The organism is Nostoc sp. (genome assembly GCF_036917275.1).
In the GTDB taxonomy this organism is placed as follows: domain Bacteria; phylum Cyanobacteriota; class Cyanobacteriia; order Cyanobacteriales; family Nostocaceae; genus Nostoc.
In genome coordinates this window covers 109,162-125,027 of sequence record NZ_JBALDF010000006.1, presented here as the reverse complement: position 1 = coordinate 125,027, position 15,866 = coordinate 109,162, and the positions used below count along the sequence as shown (strand labels likewise).

The following is a 15,866-nucleotide window of genomic DNA, read 5'->3' as shown; positions in this document are numbered from 1 at the left end:
AAGAAATTTAAGCGATCGCTAATTCCTGTTTCGACGTTGATAGTCTTGCCAAGGGGGTTGAAATCCTCGTCGGAGCAAAAAGTCTGTTTGGATTTGCTGTATTTGCCGGGATGCATCACTATCGGTTCCTCCTTCGGCGGCTGTTTCTAGTTGCAATCGTTCTAGCTGTGCTAGTGCTGTCAAAGGCTGATCTAAAATCGCATTCAATCCAGCCAGGGCGCGGCGTGCGTCTTTGTCTTCCGGTTTTTGTGCCAACACTTGAGCATAAATCTCTTGTGCCGATTCAAAGCGGCGCTGTTCAAAGCGAATTCCGCCCAAAGCCGCTAGAGCATCAATGTTATCTGGTTGCTGCGCCAAAATATTCTGATAGGTACTGCTAGCCAAATTCAAATCACCTACAGATCGAGCCAACTCTGCCTGCAACTGGGATGAGTTTGGAGTGTTGGGAATGCGAGCAATCAACTGCTTCATCCGTGCTTGTGCTTGGGCTGGATTACGTTTTGCTATCACTTGTAACAAGCGCAGTTGTAGTGGTATAGAAGTAGGGTCAGTTTCTAGTAGGTAACTATATAAAGCTTCTCTTTGTGGATCAGCAGGCAACGCTTCTAACAAACTGTATAGTTCTGGAGGAGTATTGGTTGCAGGTTGTGTAGCTAACCAATTGTTGAGAACTGCCTCTGCTTCTGGTTGGGAGATTCGCTTGGCTTGATAGGCGATACTAGCACGCCCTAGTTGAATCGACAAATTTTGAGGATTCCGAGCTATCAATTGGTCATAAACTGTCACAGCCTCATCAAAACGCTTTTGTTGCAGTCGCACTCCAGCCAGTCCGCCCAAAGCAGCATTAATAATATCGCTACTATTTGGCTTGCTAGCAAGCACAGCTTGGTAACGCTGGGCACTAGCTTCCAGACTACCCTCACGACGCTCAATTTCTGCTGCTAACAACTGGGGTGCGAGGTCTTTAGCACCTGCCTTGGTAGCTGTGTAAGCTGCCAAGGCAAGCCTTGCGCCATTCAAGTCTTGGCGCTGCACATACATTTGTGCCACCCGGAAATTCAAAAACGGTACGTTAACCCCCATTTGTAAAAGATTTTGGTACACAGGTAAAAATTCCGGATCGGGAAGATCAATGTTCACTAAGGCATTAGCTAGCTGTTGCAACTGTACGCGATCGCTCGGCAATGATTGCATTACAGTCGCTAAACGCTGTCTCAAGTCATTTTTACCGAGTAAACCTAATTGATTTTCCAAAGCTAATTGCTGGACTAACAAACTTTGATCGTTGGGAAATTCTGACGCCACCCGTTGATATAATTGCAGCGCTGTTTGTCGTCCTTCAGGAAACCCACTAAAGACATCAGCGACTTCGCGCAGTAGTTTGGGGGAAGGGTTGGGATCGGTTTGGAGGGCTTGACGATAGAGATTAAAAACTTGCTGGGTGAGGGTGGGATTATTCGTGTACTTGCGAATTTCATTGAGCGATCGCGCTAAGGGCAAAATCGCATCTGGTCTTCCCTGTAATACATCTAAGACTGCCAACGCTTGGGCTTGTTGTTGATTGACAAGGTATGCTACAGCCAGTTCTTTACGAGTTTCAATCCCCATTGAGTCAAGTTTATTGGAGCGCTGTAACTGCGCTTCTAACACTTGTACTGCCCCTCCAGGATTGCCTGTTTCTCGTAAGCTGCGACCGTAGGCTACTGCTGCATACCCTGTAATGGCTTTGCCAGTGGAGCGATAGCGGTTAAATAACTCCAGTGCTTTCGGAAAATCCCCACTGTAACTATAAGTTTGAGCCGCACCAACGACTGCCTCTGGTGTGGGGTTGTTGTTCAGCGCGATTTCGTAGTCTGCCAGGGACTCGGTTAATCGTCCTTGATATGAGTAGAGTAGAGCACGGTAACCACGACCTTCTGAGTCATTAGGATTTAACTCTAATAAAGTTGTTAGAGCCTCAATTCCTTTTAAGTTCCACTCAGAACGATAAGTAGCTAGTAGACCAACTGTCTTTAAAGCTAGTTGGTTGTTGGGGTCTACGGCCAGTACTTGTTGATAAGCACTCCAAGCTTCAGGAATACGTCCGGCCTTGCGATAAGCGATCGCTAGTCCTAACCTAACAGGCGAAGATTGCGGTTGACTTTTGAGGGCTTGCTGGAAGGCTGCGATCGCATCATTAATCCAGCCTTTTTTTAATAATGCAAAACCTTTTTGTGCCGATGCTGATAAGTTCTGTGCTTGAGCAGGGGCAATGCTGCCCAAAGGCGGCACAGTTAATAAGTAAGTAAAAAGGAAAAATGAACAAATAAAAAGAGAACGATATTTAATTTTTTTAGCTTTTGCCTTTTGCCTTTTATCTATATTGTTTTGACTCATTGAGCAATTCTCCCTCTGGGAGTGACATCAAAATCTGATTTCACCCTGATCCCGAAGACTGTTTCGGAGAAATCATCACGTGCCTGAACTGAAAAGCCTAGCCGGAAATTGGAAATAAATTTAAAATCATAGAACATTTCTAATACATCTGGACGGTCTCCACGACGCAGGCGATCATTAGAGAGAGGAAGTCCATAAGCTATTCCTAGTTTGTCATCTGGGGTAAACAGATCCAAAAAACTAGCTCCCAAAACGTAAGTATTTGCACCCTCTCCTAAAGTGCGGTTTTCGTAGCGACCATAGCGCCCAAACAAACCTAATTTCAGATTGGGAATAAAGACTTCGGCGTTGACACCATATGCTTCTTCGCGATCGTTTGCTTCAGGGCCAAATTGATTGTTACCTCTGGGAATGCTAAAGCTTTCGAGGAAACTATCACGAACACCAGCGTCGCGATCGCTGGCATAAGTGCCACGAATAATCGCATTGCCATAACGGATGCCGATTTCTCCAGCAAATCCATCTAAAGAAAATTCACCGATTTTGTTTGCTGATGAAAATACTGCTGCTTTGGCTTCAATATTGTCGGTGACACTCCAATCGGCTAACAAACCAGTGCGTGAACTAATCCCTGTCGCCGCCAGTGCTGGGTTGGTTTGAAACACCGGATTAAAGAATTGACTGGCCCCATCTTTAGCAAAACTGTTGTTATCAAAATAAGACGTTAAATCTAGTTGACCGATCACTAACCGCAGATTAGGTACTCCTGCTAATGAAGTCGCTAAATAAAGCTCGTTGATGTTCAAACCCTCATTTCGGGAGTCATCCAAGCTGCTGCCTTGGCTGGTTAAGTCCAGGGTTGCCCCAACCAAAGCTTGGGGAGAAAGTGGGTAGACTCCCGTGACTCTCGCCCGGGCTGAGGTGTCGCTGCCTTGGGTGATATAAACTCCTTGGAATTGTAAAGAGGGTTCCCTTAAACTACTGCTACTGAGTTGGCGGCGTTGTTGAGTAGTTACTGATACTGCTGTATTTGGTGTGGGAGTTGGACTAGGGACTGATGGTGTTGTCTGTGGATTGAGTAATTGTTGATTAAAAGTTGGTGCTGTTGGTGCAGTGAATTCTTGCGTTGCAGGCAAGTTGGGAAGTGGCGGCAAGGGGGCTGTTTGGGAACTGAGTAGTTGATTAAAAGTTGGTGCTGCTGGTGCGGTGAATTCTTGTGTTGCAGACGAGTTGGCGAGTGGTGGCAATGGAGTTACAACTGAGCTAATTGCTGGCTCAGACTCGTTTATCTGTCCCTGCAATCCTAAATTAAGGTCAGAAGTGTCCCCACCTGCTGCCACTCGTGGTGCAACAGAAGTATGTGCTGCTGCCGGGGCTTTTCCAGTTACCTGCTGCTGGATGAAGACACTCTCCAGTTGTTGGAGATCGTTGACTGGTTTGGGTTGCACAACTTTGTCCACTGGATTGGCGATCGGTGCAACTGCGACACCAGTCGTTACGGGTGCAGGAGTCAATGTTTGCGACCCTGACTGCGATTGACTCTTCTTGACAGGTAATTTAGGCACTGATAGTGGTTCTGTTAAGCCTAATTGGTAGTCGCTACTCTGTAGCTGAGATGGGTTGACCTGAGCTGAAGACTTTTCGCTCACTGCCAGTACCCAGCAAATCGAGACGGCGACAGTGCAAAGCAGTGGATAAACCTTGTAGTACTGACTTGAAAAAGTAAATTTATAACAATCGAATAGTGTTTGCCTCATCACCTTAGTTGGGTAACAACTACATATTTAAGTTATTGAATGTCGCAACTTTAGCAAATTAAATGAGTAGTAACCACTATATAGAATAAATTTTGTAATTTTCGATTAATTCGATTAAAAATCGATAAAACTTGTTATTTATGAAAATAAATTGGGCATAATAGATAAAAACCTGATTTATTGGGAAATAAACCCAAGAAAATACCTATTATCATGAAAAACCTTGATTTAAAGACTATTTTTCCCAGATTTAAAGTTTTATCTACTGCTAATCTCCAGCCAGCCATCTGCCTTATGCTTTTAGCTGCCAGTTATGGCTGTGTTCAAAAAGCACAAGAAAAGGTGGTGATGGAAATGGGAAATATACAACCTATATCAAGTAAAGGTATATACAACGTCGTTGGTAGTACTAATCTGCCTGAGTCTAGCAAGATTACAGTGGTTGCTGTGCGTTTTTTGCGTCCAGTATCAGGACAAGCAGAAGCTTTGTTGAATTCAGATACGAATACTAACCGTTCAATTCTGGCTCGTCAAATTGTGGAAGTGAAACAGGGACAATGGGAGGCTGCACTGAATCTGTGGCAAGTTTCACCCAATGGTAGTTTCCAAGAAGTCTGGCAAGCAAATCCAGCACAAATACAACTGTTTCCAGAAGGTGACGTTACATTTGTAGCTATTTACGATCCTGCTAGTCAGTGGGAACAGCCAGATAATCAAAACTCTCAAAAGTTAAAGTCAGAAAATCAACAGCTTGAAAAGCTTGAAAGCAAGTTGATTCGTTTTACTAATGAAGGTGAAAAATATTTACAAGTTAGCCAAACTTTAACAATACCCCTACCTATGGGAAAAACAATACCACCTCGTCCGCAACCGGAAGACTTGAATGGTGGTTGGGGAAGCCGATACCAAATCCCACCGCAATCCATAGCTTCTAAAACTACCCTACTTCCATCAGTTAAAAATAGGCAAACGAATGCCTATGTCACTCCTTCAGAGTTTCTCAGGTGAGAATTAAGATGGGCATCAAACCTATAAAATAATCCTGTCTATATCTATTAGGACTTACGCAAAAATTACCAAAAAGCTTAATTTATCGAACCGCCAAGACGAGGCAGTGCGTTGGGCGGCTCTGCCGACTTGAAGCAACTGCCGTGCCAAGAGCGCCGAGAATTCGTAGAGTGTGCGTAAGTCCTATCTATGTACCCCTACTCTACTTTCTACTTGATTAAGGACGGGGTACTGTAACCCTCCATCGCTCTCTTTTTGTTAGATAAAAACTAGAATACCAGCCTCAATATGAGCGCTGGCATCCAGATATTAATTACCCAATAACCACCAATTTAGTGGGCATTGTCTGTAGATAAAAGTGCTTGTCCTCATTAAGAGAGTTGTGGCAATTTTGAAAGATTCACAAAATAGACAGAGAGGAAATTTATACCTAAAGGCACTTGCTCTATACTTTTATGCTATTGAGTGATTTAAACTTTCTCCTCTGCTTCTCTAATCCCTTGTTTGTTTTATTTGTCTATGACGCAAAGATGTATGTAATGAATATTAAACCTGTTTATCTTCAGATTTCAGGAGATTTTAAAGAACAGTATTATAGTAAATCTGAAATTTGGCTGTAGAATCTACTTCAGTATTTGTTGCTTGAGGCGTTAGTTGTAAATTGTCCTGCATTACCTGCATCTGTAACATCATCTCTTTAATTTGTTTTTGCAACTCTTCAAATTCTGATGGCATGATTACTGTTTGATTTATTTCACGAGCAGCAACAACTTCTTTGCCACTGTTCGGATTTTCTTGAGCATAGCCAAGGAAAGTTTGGGCAGATGTAAACGCAGAAGTAGCAGCAACATTTGTGATGGTGGTAGTATTTTGTTTAGTTGCAACCTCTGGCACAGGATTTGTCAGCTGTATGTGCATCGGCATTTGCGCTTCAATAGGTTGAGATGCAGTTATTGCGCTTTTTGAACTGAAAGCTTGATCAAAAGGCATTTCGTCATCTAAAAAAGCGCTCAATCCAGAAACTTGCAACCGAGGCTCGGAAACTTGCCATTCTTTTAGTAATGCTTCCTTTTGCTGTAAGTGCAAATCTAGATTAGATAATTCCTGCTGAATTTTTGCTGATTTGGAAGAAGAATTTCGCCAACCACAAAAAGCAAGTGCTGAAATTCCAGATCCTACACTAAGTACAGTTGCAAAAACTACGTAAGGAATAGCAATATCTCTAAGTTTCCCGTCAAAAATAGGTTCTTCCTGAAATTTGATGGCTATTTGCTTATCACCTAGTGTAGCAAGGGGAAATGACATTAAAGAAAATACACTTAGAGAAGCGATCGCAGGTAGTACTAAGAATTTTTGCAGTGCAGAAAGTGTCATATTTAGAAAACTTTTGTTAAATAAAAGGCTATGGACAGATTGCAGAAGATTTAATTACCGCTTATAACATCTAACTTATATAGAGTTTTTACGGTCAGTCAATATCTGTACTGCCTTAATATCTAAGTTATTCTCGATCCGAGATGTTTTCAATAGACAACTCATGAAGAAGTCAGTAAATTACGTAAACTTTCTGTAAATTAAGTAACTACCGCAGATTGTATAAAGGGAAATGCAAAACATAGATAGAAATTTATCCGTATTACCAGTTAAAGATTTTAGCGTTTTTGATTTCCACTATCCAATTTTTGCAGATACAGAAACAATAGTAGCTAAATATTGCTCTAATACTATTAGGATGGTTAAACGTATGGAAGGTTAATTAAGTACTACAAAAAGCTGGAAAATAAATGCATTCTAATCAAACTAGGAACATTTATCGTCAGCTAAAAATCAGATTTACACAAATACTTTTTACGTAAAGATAGTGTAAAAATTCTTTTTTTGTCCAAACTATTACATATTTTTCTGTTAATTTGACTTAGATATTGTCCTTAAATAAAAGTAATAGTATGAAAGTTATCCATAAAAATAAACCAAGAAGATTGAGGTTACATAAGCAATTCCTGATATTTTTGCTAAGTTTAATAGTATTTCTGATAATTATTTTTACTAAAGCACCTGCTACTATTCAGCTAGATGCTTCTATGGCTGCAACGCCAATAGAGCTACCACTTTCAACAATTGGTAGAACAATTGTGGATGCGAAAGGCAAGGTTGTATTGCCCAGAGGTGTTAACTGGTTTGGCATGGAGACTGATACGCACGCCCCTGACGGTTTATGGAAACGAGATTATAAAGAAATGCTGGCGCAGATTAAAAGCTTGGGATATAACCTCATTCGGTTACCTTATTCTGTGGCAGGATTGCGATCGCTTAATGTAAGTGGCATTGACTTTGGAATTGGCAGCAACAAAGAACTTCAAGGTAAAACCCCCTTGGAGATAATGGACTTACTTATTCAGGAAGCAGAACGTCAAGGATTGCTAATTCTGCTTGACAACCACCGCCTTAACGACCAGCAAATTCCAGAATTGTGGTATGGAGACGGTTTTACGGAAGCAGACTGGATCGATACTTGGAAAATGTTAGCCATCAGATACAAAAATCAAGCTAACGTTATTGGCGCAGACTTAAAAAATGAACCTCACGGCCAAGCTAGCTGGGGTGATAACAACATCAATACTGACTGGCGATTAGCAGCAGAACGCGCAGGCAATGCGATTCTCAGTGTTAATCCTAATTGGCTGATTGTCGTTGAAGGAGTGGAAAAGAATGTCCCCGGTCAAAAACTGCCACAGCATTGGCATGGTGGAAATTTAGAAGGTGTGAAACGCTACCCAGTGCGTTTATCTCGTTCTCATAAGCTAGTCTATTCTCCTCATGAGTACGGCGCTGGGGTATACAATCAGCCTTACTTCTCTGCCTCTAACTTCCCTCAAAATCTAATTGATCGCTGGCAAATAGGATTTAACTATATCGCTAGTGAGAATATTGCTCCCATCTTGATTGGGGAGTTTGGGGGACGGAAAGTAGATTTAAATTCCCAAGAAGGAATTTGGCAAAATGAGTTTGTGAAATACATTCAAAAAAATAACTTGAGCTTTACTTACTGGAGTTGGAATCCTAATAGTAATGATACAGGCGGAATTTTACTAGATGATTGGCAAAGTGTTGATCTACCCAAGCAGCAATTACTGTCCCAATTGCTTCCATCTGTACAACTTCAACAGCCAGACCAACCGAGTAATCCTCCTGTTTCCCCAACTCCTACTCCTTCTGTCTCTTCATCTCCTACTGATCCTGGTCAACTAAAAGTTACTACTGACATCTATTCCAACTGGGAAACCGGATTTTGTGTCAAGTTCAAAATTACAAATCAGGGCAATATCAAGGTTAACAACTGGCAACTGGCGTTTCAGATGAATCAGGCTAAGATTAATAACTCTTGGAACGCAGATTTTAAGCAGCAAAGAGCAATACAGTATCTAGTGGCTCCTTTGGACTGGGGAAAAACAATTGAACCAAATCAAGTACGGGATACTGGGTTTTGTGCCAGCAAACTTGGTTCTGACTACCAACCACAGCAAATAGCCGCCGTTTCAATTTGAAGTTAAAAGTTAAGAGGCGAATTTGTCATGATAGGAGAAATCACCAATCCCATTAACTATTGAATATTAACTCAGAACACAAGATGACTGAAGCAACAGCAACTCGTCCCAATATCTATGTTCAGGAAACTGGGCCAACGATTCATTACCTGGTGGCAATGTCTCAACCAGAAACCCATCTGTTTGAGGTGACTTTACGCCTTGTGGATTACCACTCGCCGATTCTCGATTTAAAGCTACCAGTGTGGACACCTGGTTCCTACTTAGTCCGCGAATACGCCAAGAATTTACAGGATTTTGGGGCTTTTGCAGAGGGTAAACCTTTACCTTGGCGGAAGATCAGTAAAAATCACTGGCAGGTAGATAAAAAGGCTATTTCAGAATTAACTGTACGTTACCGCATTTTTGGGAATGAGCTATCGGTGCGGACAAATCACTTAGATGCTACCCACGGTTATTTTAACGGTGCGGCACTATTTTTTAGAATAACGGGCTGGGAGAACCAACCCATTCGCGTTACCATCGTACCACCACGCCCGGAATGGCAGATAACTACTGCCTTGCCACTAATTGGTGAGGAAACGAATACTTTCTTGGCTGGCGATTTTGATACTCTTGTTGATACTCCCTTTGAGATTGGTCGCCACCAATTGTATAATTTTGAGGTTTTGGGAAAACCCCATGAACTGGCAATCTGGGGGCAAGGAAATTTCCAAGCCCAGCAGATGATTGCTGATATTCAAAAAATTATTCAGGTAGAAGCGCAGATGTTCGGCGGTTTGCCTTATGAACGATACGTGTTTCTACTACATTTATTTAGCCAGGCTTTTGGCGGTTTAGAGCATAAAAACTCTTGCTCCTTAATTTACCAGCGTTTTGGGTTTCGCGTTCAGGATAAGTACGATCGCTTTATCCAATTAGTTGCACACGAGTTCTTTCACTTGTGGAATGTCAAGCGAATTCGCCCCAAAGCATTAGAGGTTTTTGATTATGACCAGGAAAACTACACACCATCATTGTGGTTTTGTGAGGGTACTACTAGTTACTACGATTTGTTAATTCCTTTGCGGGCAGGAATTTTTGATGTTCAGTCGTATTTGAATAATTTAGGCAAGGAAATTACTAGATATGAAACGACACCAGGGCGCAAGGTACAACCCGTTTCTGAGTCGAGTTTTGATGCCTGGATAAAACTCTATCGCCCGGATGCCAATAGCGGTAATTCCCAAATTTCCTACTATTTAAAAGGAGAAATGGTATCCCTATTGCTGGATTTACTGATTCGCTCTACTCACGATAATCAGCGCTCCCTCGATGACGTGATGCTGCAAATGTGGCAGCAATTTGGGCAAGCTGAAATTGGCTATACCCCAGAACAGTTGCAGGAAGTTATAGAATCTGTTGCAGGAATCGATTTGACTGATTTCTTTAAACGCTACATTGATGGCACTGACGATTTGCCCTTGAATCAGTACTTAGAACCATTTGGCTTGGAGTTGGTAGCTGAACAGCAGGAAGAGCCTTACTTGGGTGTGAGAATAAATACAGAGAATGGGCGGGAGATCATTAAGTTTGTGGAGGCCGGTTCACCTGCACAAATAGGGGGAATTGATGCAGGTGATGAGTTATTAGCAATTGATGGGATTAAGGTCACGGGGAATAGTTTAAGCGATCGCCTGAAAGATTACCAACCAAACGATAAAATTGAAGTCGCAGTTTTCCACCAAGACGAACTGCGTACCTATTCCATCACCCTCGCGTCACCACATCCCACTCGATATCAAGTAAAACCTGTTGAGCATCCTGACTCCACACAGCAGCAAAACTTTGCTGGATGGCTTGGGGTAGCGATCGCAACTGTTTGATCAAGGATTAGGGATTAGGAAAATTTTTTCCCAATCCCCAGTCCCCAGTGCTAAGGCGTTCTCACTGCCCCAGAATAAATCAAACCCCGTTGCAGATCCAGCGTTATAATCGCTCCATCCCGAATCACCTGCGCTGCCTGCTTCACGCCGACAATCACTGGCACACCGAGACGCAAGCCAATGACTGCTGCGTGACTTGTGAGACTTTCATCTTCGGTAATAATCCCGGCAGCTTTCCGAATTGCCTCGACAAAATCGGCATTAGTGCGGGGTGCAACTAATATGTCTCCCGGATTAAAGTTACTAACATCCATGCCAGTATTAGCCACCCGGGCACGACCACTCACTGAACCTTGTCCCAGTCCAATTCCGTGACCTAGTATTGCCGTCACCACCTCAACCTTAATCAAATCTGTGGAGCCGGAAATTCCCTGGAGTGTGCCAGCGGTCATTACTACTAAATCTCCCTCAGACAGTAACTTAAGCTCCTGAGCCACGTTGATCGCAGCTTGAAATGTCTGACCAGTGGAAGGTAATCCTAGCACCAATAGCGGTTTTACTCCCCACACCATCTGTAGCTGCCGCGCCACATTCACATGGGGTGTCACTGCCAAAATCGGTGTCTGGGGGCGGAACTTAGAGACATTGCGAGCTGTTGCCCCAGTTTGCGTTAGCGTCATGATTGCCGCTGCACCTAGTTGTTCGGCAATTTGACCGACAGCTTGACTAATCGCATTGGGAATAGAGCGTCGGGCATCTCTCAAAGAACGTAAGTTTAAGTGTTGCGCTTCCTCCTGCTCCATGCGCTCGGCAATCCGCGCCATCGTCGCCACGGCTTCTACTGGATAGTCGCCGACAGCAGTTTCATTAGAGAGCATTACAGCATCTGTGCCATCTAGAATCGCATTTGCCACATCCGACACTTCCGCGCGAGTGGGACGGGGATTGCTCACCATGCTGTCTAACATCTGGGTGGCGGTGATGATAGGAATCCCCAAGCGATTTGCTGTAGCAATTAACCGCTTTTGGAGTACAGGGACATCTTCCGCTGGCAATTCCACGCCCAAATCGCCTCTGGCAACCATGACGCCATCACACAAAGCCAGAACCGCCTCCATTTGTTCGATGGCTTCATGCTTTTCAATTTTGGCAACCACTGGCACTTGCTTGCCTGTACTGGAAATTAGCTCTTTAATTTCGATCATGTCCTGTGGATTGCGGACAAAAGAAAGTGCCACCCAATCTACACCCTGATCTAGACCAAACATCAGATCCTCTCGGTCTTTGTCGGTCATTGCTTTAATTGACAGGTAAACGCCGGGAAAGTTTACGCCTTTATTATTAGAAAGTTTACCAGGCACGGTGATCCGACAATGCAAATCACCTTTGTCCCGGTTAATCTCCTCCACTACCATTTCTACTCGTCCATCATCGAGGAGAATTTTTGCACCAACTGGGACTTCTTCGGCTAAATAATCGTAGGTGACACAGCTAATTTCATGCGTACCGACCACCGGACGATTTGTTAAGGTGAAGCGATCGCCTTTTGCCACAACTATAGACCCGTTGTCAAACTTCCCCAAGCGAATTTTTGGACCCTGCAAGTCTTGGAGAATAGCCACTGGCTGATTTAGTTCAAAGGCGGTTTGCCGAATTAAGCGAATACTACGCTGATGGTCGGCATGAGTTCCGTGGGAGAAGTTTAGCCGCAGTGTCGTGGCTCCCGCTTCAATAATCGCCTTGAGCATTTCAGGACTGCTAGTGGCGGGGCCAATAGTAGCGACAATTTTTGTCCGGCGCAGAGAATCTCTTAATTGCATAGGGGCTGAAGTTAGGGAGCTATCTGGGAAGTCATCGTAACTTGAGTGGCATCTCCTTTTCAGTCACTGCTATATCAATAAATATAAGCAGTTAGAGAGGGTTTATGGGAGAGTGGGGGTTGTGGGATAGACTAGATATAGTACATCAATCTTGTATCCATCCTCCCGACAAAGGAGTTTATCCGAGCAACTTCTTGCGAATTTTCATCCCCTACTTGTCAGTAAAGACTAGGCTTTGTCTGAAATCATAGCGTTATTCATCTGCTGATATGCAAAGCTGTAGATAAATCTTGCTATACAAAACTTTACAAAAATTTATTCTTCCCTCATCTTTATCGTATATTTGTAATGTTTGGTTAAGAAGGAGTCAATGTTAGAGATAATCGCATCGGAGGCACAAAAGCCACTGACAATCCCACCCAAGGAATTTTTAGCGCCTCCTGGTGATTTTAATCGCACGCTACTGCTGTTTTTCGTAGCTGTGGCAATGCTGGTGTTATCTGGCTTTGGTTATTGGCTTTGGGAATGGCCGCACTGGTTGTGCTTTTGTGTTAATACTATTGCCTTGCATTGTGCTGGGACTGTAATTCACGACGCTTGTCACCAATCTGCCCATCGCAACCGGGTAATGAATGCGATGTTAGGGCATGGCAGTGCATTGATGCTAGCTTTTGCTTTTCCAGTGTTTACGCGGGTGCATTTGCAGCATCATGGCCATGTCAACCATCCCAAGGACGACCCAGATCATTATGTCTCTACGGGTGGCCCGCTATGGCTGATTGCGGTGCGGTTTTTGTACCACGAGGTGTTTTTCTTTCAACGGCGACTGTGGCGTAAATATGAGCTACTAGAATGGTTTATCAGCCGCTTGATTGTCGGTGTAATTGTTTATATATCGGTGCAATATCACTTTTTGGGTTATATTCTCAATTTTTGGTTTATACCAGCTTTCGTAGTGGGAATAGCACTGGGATTATTTTTTGACTATTTGCCCCATCGTCCTTTTGCGGAGCGCGATCGCTGGAAAAATGCTCGCGTTTATCCTAACCCAATTCTGAATATACTGATTATGGGACAGAATTACCACTTAATTCACCATTTGTGGCCTTCTATTCCCTGGTATAATTACCAGCCTGCATACTATGTGATGAAGCCACTTTTAGATAAAAAAGGATGTTATCAAACTTCAGGATTGTTACAAAAAAAAGACTTTTTTGAGTTTGTTTATGACATTTTTTTAGGAATTCGGTTTCATCATCATAAAGAATAGATAATTTTGGATTACATAGTCAACGACGGTAGATAACACCCCAGTACCTCATAATAGAAACACTGGGGTAGATAGTTGTCAGCCCTATTCTCTAGCTAATGCTAATCAGCTTGCCGTTGACTACTAACTTAAAATCAGACGCATCAGAAGCAACACGATATATCTTGGCAGTCTTAATCGTTTCACCCGGAAACATTTGGCTTCCAGCTTCCTCTACATCATTTTCCTTGAGCCACGCATTGACGCTAATGCTCTCCTCAAAACTATTAATTTCATTGTATTTGCGTCCTTGGCTGTCAATAAGCTGGAACTTTGTCCACATCATGTCTCCAGACTCTTCCCCTGTATTTTTAACCTTCATACCAACAATTACTAGCTGACCACCTTTCGCTTCTACAGGCTTCATAAACTTATTGTTCAGAACAATCCGATTTATTGCTTGAACACCAACAACTTTAACTGCCCGATCACTTTTCACGTTAGTCCATGTCTCGGTTAGATCAGGTTCTGAGTATGATGCTGTTTCACCAACAACAGGTGTAGAGACAGACGCTGTTTCAATCGAAGGTACAGAATAAGTTGTTGCAGCGTAAACACTCTTTTCAGTCGGCAAAGACGAGAACGCACTAAAACCCATCAAAGCTAAGAGAATAACAGTTGAAATACCATAGATATTCAGGACTCGAGATCGAGTCTGTGGTTCTTTGCTGGAAAGAACGGCACTCGGCTTGAAAAGCCCAATAACCAGCATAAAAGGAGAAAAGATCAAATAAATGGCAATCCCACCAAGGAAGATGTAAAACATCCATTTTACGATTTCCATAACATCTACCTCAATTCTATTAATGTTATGGTTCCCACTTTGGATACTCTTTGTAGTAAACTGCGATCGCTATTTTCTACCGATTTATCCCTCAAGGTACAACTTCAAAAGACTGATTACCCCGAAATCGATAGATGTGGAAATCTCGATCGAGAGTAAAAACTCGTCTCTGATTTAAGGTTTCAGCAGTGGCTACCAATGAAGCATCTGCCAAATCCATTGGGATATCTCGATATTGCTCCATTAGCGATCGCATTCTTTCCTGTTCTTCTACATTATTGTGGTGCAACACAAGAATCTGATCAGCAACATAGCCCCATAGCTCCTGCTGTGCAAACCATCCACCATAGCGACCTAACAAATACATGGCTTCTGTAAAACAAGACCAAGTTGTTAGTAAAGGGGCTAGTAGCTGAGGTAATATATCAACACAACGTTGGTGATTGGCATCGCTTTGATTAATTAAAGCAATCAGGGCAGAAGCATCGCAGACCGTCACTGGTTTAACCTTGAAGGGTCATACTTAGCTTCCAAAATATCTGCAAAAGCTTCCCTTGTACGTTCAGACAAGTTTGATGGCTGGAAATTCACTTGCCCTACTCTTCCTTGCAACGACTTATCTAAGGTATCTGTAGATGGGTAACTTGGGGTTTCATTAGTCAGGATTATTAATTTTACTCGTCGTCCAGTCAGTTCAGAAGCACGCAGGAGAATCTCCTCCCATGTTCCTTCAAAAGTTTGCTGTTCCATAATTACCCTTTACTCATCGTTATAATAATAGTTGCCTAAAAGCATGAGCTATGCCAGATAATCCTCACGCACATACCAGTTCCACCTTAGGGAAGATTCTTCCACCAGCATTAGGTTGAGCAGCCGCGTCAGCACACGATTATATTCTTGTGCTGTTTGTTAAATATATTTGATTTAAGTAATTTACACTTTTGATTTAACAGCTTGCTGTGATGCTTGTAATGATTGGGGCAAACTCCAGTCGGGACGCAAGTTAGCGGCGTTGCGTAAATAGATATGGTGAATTGAGGCGGAGGCTGGCAGATAGGCGTGGATTAGGAACCGAATGCAGCGCTGTAAGCTGCCTTCCACGTGCATTTGCTGCACATCCAACATGGCCACATTATCCCAACCAGGACGCGCTCTAGCGATCGCAGCTGGAAAAACTACGTCTAAATCACGTGTCACAGAGAAAGTCACACTAATCATGTCCCTCGGCTGGAATTGGTTCCGGTTTTCCAGCTCATCTAGTAGTTCTGTCACCACCTCTCGGATTGCCTCAACAGTATTTTCTGAAGCAGTTGTTGCTCCGCGAATAGCCCGCATTTGCCAGTCCACGCCAAAATCCTCCTTAAAACACAAACGTGAGGAGTTAGGAGTTAAGAATGAGAAG

The 15,866-nt window shown here is 43.1% G+C and carries 12 protein-coding genes; 4 read left to right on the top strand and 8 right to left on the bottom strand.

The window, feature by feature from the left end; genetic code table 11:
• Window positions 1–18 precede the first annotated feature (18 nt).
• Complete coding sequence (locus V7K35_RS02165) at window positions 19–2,376, bottom strand: tetratricopeptide repeat protein (protein WP_335075988.1); 2,358 nt, start codon at window positions 2,374–2,376, stop codon at window positions 19–21.
• Window positions 2,373–4,025: a porin gene (locus tag V7K35_RS02160; protein ID WP_335075987.1), complete on the bottom strand. Its 1,653-nt coding sequence runs from the start codon at window positions 4,023–4,025 to the stop codon at window positions 2,373–2,375. Before V7K35_RS02160 ends, V7K35_RS02165 begins: the two co-directional genes overlap by 4 nt.
• A gap of 321 nt (window positions 4,026–4,346) precedes the next feature.
• On the opposite strand from V7K35_RS02160, the gene V7K35_RS02155 reads away from it, so the two are divergent.
• Window positions 4,347–5,141 (top strand): hypothetical protein, encoded by a 795-nt coding sequence (locus tag V7K35_RS02155; RefSeq protein ID WP_335075985.1) that lies wholly within the window; start codon window positions 4,347–4,349, stop codon window positions 5,139–5,141.
• Between the two features lie 579 nt (window positions 5,142–5,720).
• On the opposite strand, the gene V7K35_RS02150 is transcribed toward V7K35_RS02155, so the two are convergent.
• Entirely contained in the window at window positions 5,721–6,515 is a 795-nt protein-coding gene (locus V7K35_RS02150; RefSeq protein WP_335075983.1) for a hypothetical protein, read from the bottom strand.
• Between the two features lie 572 nt (window positions 6,516–7,087).
• On the opposite strand from V7K35_RS02150, the gene V7K35_RS02145 reads away from it, so the two are divergent.
• Together V7K35_RS02145 and V7K35_RS02140 are read left to right on the top strand one after the other, a co-directional pair.
• Window positions 7,088–8,686: a cellulase family glycosylhydrolase gene (locus tag V7K35_RS02145; RefSeq protein ID WP_335075982.1), complete on the top strand. Its 1,599-nt coding sequence runs from the start codon at window positions 7,088–7,090 to the stop codon at window positions 8,684–8,686.
• Window positions 8,687–8,769: 83 nt separating this feature from the next.
• Complete coding sequence (locus V7K35_RS02140; protein WP_335075980.1) at window positions 8,770–10,551, top strand: M61 family metallopeptidase; 1,782 nt, start codon at window positions 8,770–8,772, stop codon at window positions 10,549–10,551.
• Window positions 10,552–10,601: 50 nt separating this feature from the next.
• Here V7K35_RS02140 and pyk read toward each other — a convergent pair whose 3' ends face one another.
• The gene (pyk, locus tag V7K35_RS02135) at window positions 10,602–12,371 is read right to left on the bottom strand and encodes a pyruvate kinase (protein WP_335075978.1); all 1,770 of its coding nucleotides are present in this window, start codon (window positions 12,369–12,371) and stop codon (window positions 10,602–10,604) included.
• A 379-nt stretch (window positions 12,372–12,750) separates the two neighbouring features.
• Between pyk and crtR the strand changes: the two genes are divergently transcribed.
• Window positions 12,751–13,641, top strand: a complete 891-nt coding sequence (gene crtR, locus V7K35_RS02130) for a beta-carotene hydroxylase (protein WP_335076195.1) — start codon at window positions 12,751–12,753, stop codon at window positions 13,639–13,641.
• 91 nt (window positions 13,642–13,732) lie between these two features.
• Here the strand turns inward: crtR and V7K35_RS02125 are convergent, their stop codons facing one another.
• The 4 genes from V7K35_RS02125 to aroH form a co-directional block, all read right to left on the bottom strand.
• The gene (locus V7K35_RS02125) at window positions 13,733–14,464 is read right to left on the bottom strand and encodes a DUF4352 domain-containing protein (protein WP_335075976.1); all 732 of its coding nucleotides are present in this window, start codon (window positions 14,462–14,464) and stop codon (window positions 13,733–13,735) included.
• A gap of 91 nt (window positions 14,465–14,555) precedes the next feature.
• Window positions 14,556–14,963 (bottom strand): type II toxin-antitoxin system VapC family toxin, encoded by a 408-nt coding sequence (locus V7K35_RS02120; protein WP_335075974.1) that lies wholly within the window; start codon window positions 14,961–14,963, stop codon window positions 14,556–14,558.
• Complete coding sequence (locus tag V7K35_RS02115; RefSeq protein ID WP_335075973.1) at window positions 14,960–15,214, bottom strand: hypothetical protein; 255 nt, start codon at window positions 15,212–15,214, stop codon at window positions 14,960–14,962. Before V7K35_RS02115 ends, V7K35_RS02120 begins: the two co-directional genes overlap by 4 nt.
• Window positions 15,215–15,397: 183 nt before the next feature.
• Complete coding sequence (aroH, locus tag V7K35_RS02110; protein ID WP_334792735.1) at window positions 15,398–15,811, bottom strand: chorismate mutase; 414 nt, start codon at window positions 15,809–15,811, stop codon at window positions 15,398–15,400.
• Window positions 15,812–15,866: the final 55 nt, after the last annotated feature.